The following is a 2,691-nucleotide window of genomic DNA, read 5'->3' on the forward strand; positions in this document are numbered from 1 at the left end:
TGAGGGACTTTGAACCAGAATTCCTCTCTGAAAGTCCCCCAAAATTGGGGGGTTGAGGGGCAGAAGCCGTGAACAACGAAGCGGAAAACCTCTTATCGAATTCACGTCAGAATGGGGGGTTGGGGGGCAGGAGCACCTTTAACGAAGCAAACAACCCAACTTAAGGAAGCCTTCCCACTCGTCCCAATAGCGGAAGCTCTATCGCTTTACGTTTCCACAAGCGCACCATCAGCCACAAATTCACCAAAAAATAGCCCGATGTCAGAAGGCTACCCGTGACCAATAGCGGCAACTGCAACGATTCAGACGTGCTTGCCCCAAAACCGACCAAAAAATAAGCCACCAACCAGCCCAGCGCCAATTTGATCACCAACCGACTCAACGATCGCTCCTGTCTCGTTCCTTGATGTCGATAAAGCGTCCACAGAGCCGGAAAAAAACCAAACACAGGCAGCAGATACAAAAACAGCTTGAGGTGTTGAATGTCGTCGTTTTCAAAGGAATCAAGATCGCGCATAGCCAAAAGTCAGAATTAGGGAGGATGAGCCAGAGTGTGAAGGAGAGGGATAATAAACGTAAGGTTGATGTGAATCGATCGCTACTGTTATTTTTGGCTGCAACATGCACAAAAGCAACAAGCTGCTCAATTGGTGGAACGAAATTACTCCGGTGGCCCGTGTGGTCACGATCGCGCTTACAGCCCCGCTTTTGGTCTTAAATGCCTGGGCTTTCTCATCGATATTTGACTACTTCCACTCGTTAATTGTCATCTTGATCGCGGCATCCCTGCTGACTTTTTTGCTCAATTATCCGGTGGGGTTGATGCAGCAGCATGGGGCAACGCGCGGACGGGCGGCGATCGTCGTCTTTCTGTTTGCGTTGTCGGTGCTGTTGGGGTTGGGCGTGACGCTGGTGCCTCTGGCGATCGAGCAGGCTCAACAACTCGTCGTCCGGTTGCCAGAATGGATCGACTCTGGTCAAAGACAGCTAGTTTTGCTCAACGACCAGCTTGAGGGGGCAGGGTTTCCGATCAATTTGGATATTTTGGCAGAACAGATCAACGATCGCCTCAAAAGTTCGCTACAAGGTCTGACCTCAGAAGTCTTAAATCTGGCAGTCTTTACGGTAACCAGTCTGCTAGATGTGTTGCTAACGCTGGTCTTGACGTTTTATCTCTTGCAGCACAGCGACCAACTTTGGGCCAGCCTGGTAGAGTGGTTGCCCGCTAAGATTCGTCAGCCCTTTTCTGAAACGTTGCGCCTTAGCTTTCAAAACTTCTTTTTCGGGCAGTTGATCTCCGCAACGATGATGGGGTCTGCGCTGACAATCATTTTTCTGTTTTTACGGGTGCCCTTTGGCTTGCTGTTTGGGCTGACGATCGGCACAATGGCGCTTGTTCCTTTTGGCGGCTCTGTTGGAATTGCCCTGGTCACCTTGTTGGTGGCGCTGCGTGACATTGGAGTGGGCGTTGAAGTGCTAATCTCTGCGCTAATCGTCCAACAAATTGTCGAAAACCTGATTGCACCCAGAATTATTGGCAGTGTGACGGGGCTAAATCCGGTCTGGGTATTTTTGGCAATTCTCACAGGAGCGAGGGTCGGCGGACTGCTGGGAGTTGTGATTGCGGTGCCGACTGCGGTTGTGATCAAAAGTGCATTGGTTGCCCTGCGATCGCCTACCAGTCCCACAAGTCTAATTTTGACTGAACCCCACGCCCCGTCTCAACCCACGATCCTTGAGGACAAACCTGACAAAAGTGTGAAAGACCTGCGATCAAGCCAGCCTGCTGAAAGTTAAAAAGGGTTAACCAGGTATGCAGATATGAGAGTTTGTTACAGCAGCTTTTAGCTTTTTCCCGTTTTGGGAATTGGCCAGCCCGATCGCGTCGGTTGTTCATAAACTCGCTTAAGCGTATTCACATCTCTCGGAGAAATCAAAGGCGGATTGCGGACTTGAGAAAAGTACAGGGCATCCGTTTGTAGCGGACTGTGCCCCCAAATTCCCAATGCATGACCCAACTCGTGGCGGGCAGAGGCCAACACATAGTCGATCGCCTGATTTGGCTTGACGATCACCGTACAGCGATGCGCCAAGATGGCCGAAGAATTAGAAATCTGCTTTGTGTACAGTTCATATCTCGTCTCAGCCGATCGCACACGAGCCGCACGAAGATTTTGAGACCGTAAAGGAATGGACGATCGCAACACTTGAATATCTGCCTGATCTGGTTCGCTCACGGTTTGCAACGGCAAAAATACAGTCCACTCTTGAATCGCCGTTTGTACCGCTTTTACCCAGGCTTGGGCCCGCCTGTCTCCATCCGTGACAGGTTCGATATAAACCGCGATCGGAAACTGTGACCAAACCAAATACTCTGGCTGAGTCTTCTGAATCTGATCAAAATAGTCGCCCTGAGACCAATCGCCCTGTTGCGCCAGCGTTCTTGGTAGCGGATGCACTTGAGGCGCGGGCAGCAGATTCGCTTCCAAGGGATTCAGTCCCAAGAGAAGTAGGCACCCCAGACAGCAGAAAGTTCCCAGACGCACAACTGCTCTGAGAAATCTGTTGCAGAATTGCCCTTTCCAGACGTTCAAGCCTATTTTCCTAACCAGCCAGCACTGAGGATCACCGTAATTCCGATAAACAAAACGGTGAGAATCCAGGTTGCTCGATTTAAGGTCGTTTCGGCAC

3 protein-coding genes are annotated in these 2,691 nt (G+C 50.7%); 1 reads left to right on the forward strand and 2 read right to left on the reverse strand.

Going from position 1 to position 2,691, the window contains the following annotated elements:
* Positions 1–160 precede the first annotated feature (160 nt).
* Complete coding sequence (locus ACJ2PR_RS35565) at positions 161–517, reverse strand: hypothetical protein (protein ID WP_446880593.1); 357 nt, start codon at positions 515–517, stop codon at positions 161–163.
* A 104-nt stretch (positions 518–621) separates the two neighbouring features.
* Between ACJ2PR_RS35565 and ACJ2PR_RS35570 the strand changes: the two genes are divergently transcribed.
* Entirely contained in the window at positions 622–1,797 is a 1,176-nt protein-coding gene (locus tag ACJ2PR_RS35570; RefSeq protein WP_446868861.1) for an AI-2E family transporter, read from the forward strand.
* Between the two features lie 47 nt (positions 1,798–1,844).
* On the opposite strand, the gene ACJ2PR_RS35575 is transcribed toward ACJ2PR_RS35570, so the two are convergent.
* Complete coding sequence (locus ACJ2PR_RS35575) at positions 1,845–2,489, reverse strand: peptidase (protein WP_446880594.1); 645 nt, start codon at positions 2,487–2,489, stop codon at positions 1,845–1,847.
* Positions 2,490–2,691: the final 202 nt, after the last annotated feature.

It is taken from the genome of Phormidesmis sp. 146-33, from assembly GCF_052939515.1.

Excerpts from the sequence above, each read along its gene's own strand:
- ACJ2PR_RS35565 (WP_446880593.1), bottom strand. The coding sequence starts at position 517 with ATGCGCGATCTTGATTCCTTTGAAAACGACGACATTCAACACCTCAAG.
- ACJ2PR_RS35570 (WP_446868861.1), top strand. The coding sequence starts at position 622 with ATGCACAAAAGCAACAAGCTGCTCAATTGGTGGAACGAAATTACTCCG.